Source organism: Streptomyces sp. NPDC033229 (assembly GCF_055576875.1).
Genome location: NZ_JBVIQR010000056.1, coordinates 23,391 through 29,390, shown reverse-complemented (window position 1 = coordinate 29,390; position 6,000 = coordinate 23,391). Strand labels below are relative to the sequence as shown.

The 6,000-nt window shown below is 68.9% G+C and carries 5 protein-coding genes; 4 read left to right on the top strand and 1 reads right to left on the bottom strand.

The genetic code is table 11. From position 1 onward, the window contains the following. Nucleotides 1-144 precede the first annotated feature (144 nt). A complete protein-coding gene (locus ACZ53N_RS31905; RefSeq protein WP_469144291.1) occupies nucleotides 145-1,209 on the bottom strand; it encodes a C40 family peptidase in 1,065 nt (354 codons plus the stop codon). A gap of 480 nt (nucleotides 1,210-1,689) precedes the next feature. Here ACZ53N_RS31905 and pstS point away from each other — a divergent pair, with 480 nt between their 5' ends. The 4 genes from pstS to pstB all read left to right on the top strand — a co-directional run bounded on the left by pstS (nucleotide 1,690) and on the right by pstB (nucleotide 5,905). Beyond that, a complete protein-coding gene (pstS, locus tag ACZ53N_RS31900; protein WP_469144290.1) occupies nucleotides 1,690-2,820 on the top strand; it encodes a phosphate ABC transporter substrate-binding protein PstS in 1,131 nt (376 codons plus the stop codon). Nucleotides 2,821-2,927: 107 nt separating this feature from the next. Next, a complete protein-coding gene (gene pstC, locus ACZ53N_RS31895) occupies nucleotides 2,928-3,920 on the top strand; it encodes a phosphate ABC transporter permease subunit PstC (protein ID WP_469144289.1) in 993 nt (330 codons plus the stop codon). Further along, nucleotides 3,917-4,996, top strand: a complete 1,080-nt coding sequence (gene pstA, locus ACZ53N_RS31890) for a phosphate ABC transporter permease PstA (RefSeq protein WP_469144288.1) — start codon at nucleotides 3,917-3,919, stop codon at nucleotides 4,994-4,996. Before pstC ends, pstA begins: the two co-directional genes overlap by 4 nt. 129 nt (nucleotides 4,997-5,125) lie before the next feature. Beyond that, on the top strand, nucleotides 5,126-5,905 hold the full coding sequence (pstB, locus tag ACZ53N_RS31885; protein WP_469144287.1) for a phosphate ABC transporter ATP-binding protein PstB: 780 nt from the start codon (nucleotides 5,126-5,128) through the stop codon (nucleotides 5,903-5,905). Nucleotides 5,906-6,000 lie beyond the last annotated feature (95 nt).

The window sequence follows — 6,000 nt, the reverse complement described above, 5'->3', positions numbered from 1 at the left end:
GGGGGGGGGGGTTGTTTTTTTCGTTGGGAGAAAGCCAAAACCAACCCACCACCCAGGCCCGCGCAGACCCGACACCGCACCGAAACAGCCCCGCGCAGCGGACACCGCCCCGCGCAGCGGCAACGGCGCCGCACGAGGCAACCGTCAAAGCCCGCCGCGCAGCGGCGGCCGCACCACGCCCAGAATCGGCATCGACCCCGCCCCGGCCAACGTCACCTGACGGCCGGGCCGCGGCGCGTGGACCATCGTGCCGTCGCCGACGTACATGGCCACATGGCTGGCGTCCTTGAAGTAGATGACCAGGTCACCGGGGCGCATGTCCTTGACGTCGACCTTGGGGAGCTGGCGCCACTGCTCCTGTGACGTGCGGGGGATCGAGTGGCCGGCGGCCTCCCAGGCCCTCAGGGTCAGGCCGGAGCAGTCGAACGTGTCGGGGCCCACCGCGCCCCAGACGTAGTTCTTGCCGATCTGCGCCGTCGCGAAGGCAACCGCCCGACCACCCTCCGTGGTCGAGGCAGAGGTCGAGGCACTCGCATTCGTACCCGCCTCCTTGAGGGTGACCGTCTTCACGGCCTCCGTGGCGAGCCACGCGCGCTGTGCCTCCCGGGCGCGTTCCTCCTCGATCCGGCGCAGCCGCTGCCGTTCCTTCTCCTCCAGCCGCTCCTCGAGCCGCTTGGCGTCCTTCAGCCGGGTCTCGATCTCCTTCTTCGCGTCCTCTTTCTTCTTCCGCTCGCCGTCGAGCTTCTTCCAGCGTTCGTCGGCGGCCTTCGCGTAGCCGTCGAGCTTCTTCCGGGTGGCCGCGACCTGGGCGAGCAGCCCGCGGGTGGCCTGTTCGCCCTTGTGGGCGAGGGAGACGCCGTCGAGGAAGGAGTCGGGGGCGGCGTCGAAGAAGAGCCGGGCGCCGTCCGGCATGCCGCCGGCGCGGTACTGGGAGCGGGCCAGGGCCCCGGCCTGGTTCTTGAGGCGGGTCATGCGTTGCTGGGCGGCGGTCACCGAGCGGGCGATCTCCACGATCGACTTCTCCTGGCGGGACTGCGCCTCGCTCGCCGCGTTATAGGCGTCCGTGGCGGATTCCGCCTTGCGGTAGAGGTCTTCCACCTCCTTGTGGACATCCTCCAGGCTCCGCTGCGTGGGGCTGGGGTCCGCGTAGGCCACGCCCGGTGTGACGATCACTCCCGTCACGACCGCACACACGAGCGCGGTCGCCACGGCCGTGCGTCTGGCTCGTGTGCGGCCGAAACCCCGCACATGCCCCGTACGCCTCGCCGTAGAACCCGCGATCACGCCGCCGTTCCGCCTCACAGGCCACCTCCGCGACTTCCGCCCCCACGCCTGACATGCCGTCACACGAGAAACGGATGGTGCCACGGAGGATCGAAAACCGATAGAGATCTCTCACGGACTCGGCTGGAAACCGGCCTTTGGCCAGGGCCACCACACTGACGGCCGAGGTTCACCTTCCGTTCACTCTTCCCCATCGACCGCTTCACCTGTTCTGCCTAATTTCGACCGTGGAAGGTGCGAGCCGATCGGCCGAACAGGCCCCGCCCCCGTGCCGCCGAACACTATGAATCAGCAGGTCAGCCCGTGTGATCAAGCGCGGCGCAGGCCGACTGGCCGCTCAGCGGAACAGCACCACCGACCTCTCGCACGCCGCCTCGCGGCGGCTCCCGAAAGGAACACCCGAAAGTGAAGCTTCAGCGTAAGAACCGACTCCGCGCAGTCGCCCTCGGCGCCATCGCCGTTTCCGGTGCCCTGGTACTCACCGCGTGCGGCTCGGACGACAACAGCGGCGGCGGCTCCACCGGCGGGGGCTCCACCCAGGGTTCCGGCAAGATCAAGTGCGAGGGCAAGGGCCAGCTGCTGGCCTCGGGCTCGTCCGCGCAGAAGAACGCCATGGACCTGTGGGTCAAGAACTACATGGCGGCCTGCAAGGACGTGCAGATCAACTACAAGCCCACCGGTTCCGGCGCGGGCATCCAGGAGTTCCTCCAGGGCAAGACCGCCTTCGCGGGCTCCGACTCGGCGCTCAAGCCGGATGAGGTCGCGAAGTCCAAGCAGGTCGTCAAGGGCGGCCAGGGCATCAACCTCCCGCTGCTCGGCGGCCCGATCGCCATCGGCTACCACGTCCCCGGCGTGGACAACCTGGTCCTGGACGCGGACACCCTCGCGAAGATCTTCGACTCGAAGATCGAGAAGTGGAACGACGAGGCGATCAAGAAGCTCAACCCGGGCGCCAAGCTCCCCGACCTCAAGGTCCAGGCGTTCCACCGCTCGGACGAGTCGGGCACCACGGACAACTTCACCAAGTACCTCAAGGCCACCGCCGACAAGTCCTGGCCGTACGAGCCCGCCAAGGCGTGGAAGGCCAAGGGCGGCCAGTCCGCCGACGGCTCGGCCGGGGTGTCCTCGCAGGTCAAGCAGACCGCGGGCGCGATCTCGTACTTCGAGCTCTCCTACGCGACCGCCAACTCGATCAAGACGGTGAAGCTCAACACCGGCGCCTCCGCCCCGGTCGAGGCCACCCCCGACAACGCGTCCAAGGCCATCGCCGAGGCGAAGATCGTCGGCACCGGCAAGGACCTCGCGCTCAAGCTCAACTACGCCACCAAGGCCGACGGCGCCTACCCGATCACCCTGGTGACGTACGAGGTCGTCGGCGACAAGGGCAACAAGGGCGAGACCCTGCCCGCCACGAAGTCCTTCCTGACCTACATCGCGAGCGAGGACGGCCAGGCCGTCCTCAAGGAGATGGGCTACGCCCCGCTGCCCGCCGAGATCGCGACGAAGGTCCGCGAGAACGTCGCGAGCCTCTCCTGACCGTGTGCGGCCGGCCCCCGCTCCCGGGGTCCGGCCGCACCATCCGGTGCACCGCCGCGCCAGGAGCCGAAGCCGGCTCCGCAGACCGGAGAACCCGTGGATACAAAATGGACATAACTCCCGCAACTTCAGCAGCCCCGCCGCCCTTGTCAGGCGCCCCGGCCCCGGCCGAGCAGGCGAAGTCGGCCACCCGCCCCGGTGACCGGATCTTCCTCGGGCTCTCCCGCGGCTCCGGCATCCTGCTCCTGGTGATCATGGCTGCGATCGCCGTCTTCCTCGCCGTGCGGGCCGTGAACGCCCTCTCGCACAACGAGGGCAACTTCTTCACCACCTTCGAGTGGAGCGCCAACTCCACCCCGCCGGCCTTCGGCATCGCGGTGCTGGCCTTCGGTACCGTCGTCAGCTCGCTGATCGCGATGCTGATCGCCGTGCCCGTCGCCATCGGGGTCGCGCTCTTCGTCTCGCACTACGCACCGCGCAAGCTCGCGACACCGCTGAGCTACGTGATCGACCTGCTCGCCGCCGTCCCGTCCATCGTCTACGGCCTGTGGGGCGCCCTGTTCCTGGTGCCCCACCTCGGCGGCCTCTACAGCTGGCTGAACGACTACCTCGGCTGGACCGGCGTCTTCGAGTACCACGACGGTGCCGCCCGCTCGCTCTTCACCATCGGCATCCTGCTGGCGATCATGATCCTGCCGATCGTCACCAGCGTCAGCCGCGAGGTCTTCCTGCAGACCCCGAGGATGAACGAGGAGGCCGCGCTCGCGCTCGGCGCGACCCGCTGGGAGGTCATCCGGATGTCGGTCCTGCCGTTCGGCCGCTCGGGCGTCATCAGCGCCTCGATGCTCGGCCTCGGCCGCGCCCTCGGCGAGACCATGGCGGTGGCGACGGTCCTGTCCCCGAGCTTCCTGATCGGCACGAGCCTGCTCGACCCCGGTGGCGGCACGTTCGCCCAGAACATCGCGAGCAGCTTCAAGGAGTCCGGTGAGATCGGCAAGGACGCCCTGATCGCCTCCGGCCTGGTGCTGTTCGTGCTGACCCTGCTGGTCAACGGCGCCGCCCGGATGATCATCGCGCGCCGCAAGGAGTACACGGCATGAGCGTGACCATGGACAAGCCGCCGGTCGCCGACGGCACCCCGCGCCCGTACACCCTGCACCAGCCCCGGCTGCCGCGCTGGACCCCGCCGGCCCTCGCGCTCGGCGCGGTCGCCATGGCCGTCGGCATCGGACTCGGCGCCGGGCTCGGCAGCCCGATCCAGTGGGGCCTGATCGCCGGGCTGCTCTTCGTCATCGGGATGTTCGCCCTCGCCAACCGTGTCGAAGGCCGCCGACAGGCCAAGGACCGCCTCGCCACCAGCCTGGTGTGGGTCTGCTTCCTGTGCGCCGTCGTCCCGCTGATCTCCCTGGTCTGGGAGACCGTCGCCCGGGGCAGCAAGGTCCTCGACGGCGGCTTCCTCTCCCACTCGATGTCCGGGGTCCTGACCATCCAGCCCGGTGGCGGCGTCTACCACGCGATCATCGGCACCCTGGAGCAGGTCGGCATCGCCACCGCCATCTCCGCCCCGGTCGGCCTGCTGACCGCCATCTACCTGGTGGAGTACGGGCGCGGCCGGCTCGCGAAGGCCGTCACGTTCTTCGTGGACGTCATGACGGGCATCCCGTCGATCGTCGCGGGCCTGTTCATCCTGAGCTTCTGGATCATCATGCTCGACTTCGGCTACTCCGGCTTCGCCGGTTCGATGGCCCTGTCGATCCTGATGATGCCCGTGGTGGTCCGCTCCACCGAGGAGATGCTCAAGCTCGTCCCCAACGAGCTGCGCGAGGCCTCCCTCGCCCTGGGCGTACCCAAGTGGCGCACGATCCTCAAGGTGGTCCTGCCCACCGCCATCGGCGGCATCGCCACCGGTGTGATGCTCGCGGTCGCCCGCATCGCCGGTGAGACCGCCCCGATCGTGCTCCTGGTGTTCGGCTCCCAGGTCATCAACAACAACCCCTTCGACGGAGCCCAGTCCTCGCTGCCGTACTACATCTACGAGCAGTGGGCGGCCGGCAACGAGGCCAGCTACGACCGCGCCTGGGCAGCGGCCCTGGTGCTCATCGCCTTCGTCATGATCCTGAACCTGGTCGCCCGCGGCATCGCCCGCTGGAAGGCCCCCAAGGCAGGGCGAGGCTGAGCTGAGGCGGAGGCCGGGGTCGTGCCCGAGGAACGAGGGTGCGGCGACCGGCCGGAGCCACAGCGAAGCGCAGCCCGACCATCCAAGCAATCCAGCCGCTGACCGCGGTCGCGAAAGAAGTTGATTCACATGGCCAAGCGCATCGACGTCGGCGGCCTGAACGCCTACTACGGCAACCACAAGGCCATCGAGGACATCTCGATGACCGTCGAACCCCGCTCCGTGACCGCCTTCATCGGCCCCTCCGGCTGCGGCAAGTCCACCTTCCTGCGCACCCTGAACCGCATGCACGAGGTCACCCCCGGCGGCCGCGTCGAGGGCAAGGTGATGCTGGACGACGAGAACCTCTACGGCCCCGGCGTGGACCCGGTCTCCGTGCGCCGCACGGTCGGCATGGTCTTCCAGCGGCCGAACCCCTTCCCGACCATGTCGATCTACGACAACGTCGCCGCGGGCGTCCGGCTCAACGGCGGCCGCGTCCGCAAGAGCGAGCTGGACGGCATCGTCGAGAAGTCCCTCCAGGGCGCCAATCTCTGGAAGGAGGTCAAGGACCGGCTGAACAAGCCGGGAGCGGGCCTCTCCGGCGGCCAGCAGCAGCGTCTGTGCATCGCCCGCGCGATCGCCGTCGAGCCGCAGGTCCTGCTCATGGACGAGCCCTGCTCGGCGCTGGACCCGATCTCCACCCTCGCCATCGAGGACCTGATCGGGGAGCTGAAGGAGCGCTTCACGATCGTCATAGTGACGCACAACATGCAGCAGGCCGCCCGCGTCTCGGACCGTACGGCGTTCTTCAACCTCGCGGGCGTCGGCCAGCCGGGCAAGCTCGTCGAGATCGACGACACCGAGCGGATCTTCTCCAACCCGTCGGTGCAGGCCACGGAGGACTACATCTCGGGCCGCTTCGGATAGACCGGTCCCCTTCCGAGCCGCCTTGCGGCGCTGCATGGCGGTGCCGCCGCAAGGCAACGGGCCCGCCCCCTGTGACTACCAGGGGGCGGGCCCGT

Excerpts from the sequence above, each read along its gene's own strand:
- pstC (WP_469144289.1), top strand. The coding sequence starts at position 2,928 with ATGGACATAACTCCCGCAACTTCAGCAGCCCCGCCGCCCTTGTCAGGC.
- pstA (WP_469144288.1), top strand. The coding sequence starts at position 3,917 with ATGAGCGTGACCATGGACAAGCCGCCGGTCGCCGACGGCACCCCGCGC.
- pstB (WP_469144287.1), top strand. The coding sequence starts at position 5,126 with ATGGCCAAGCGCATCGACGTCGGCGGCCTGAACGCCTACTACGGCAAC.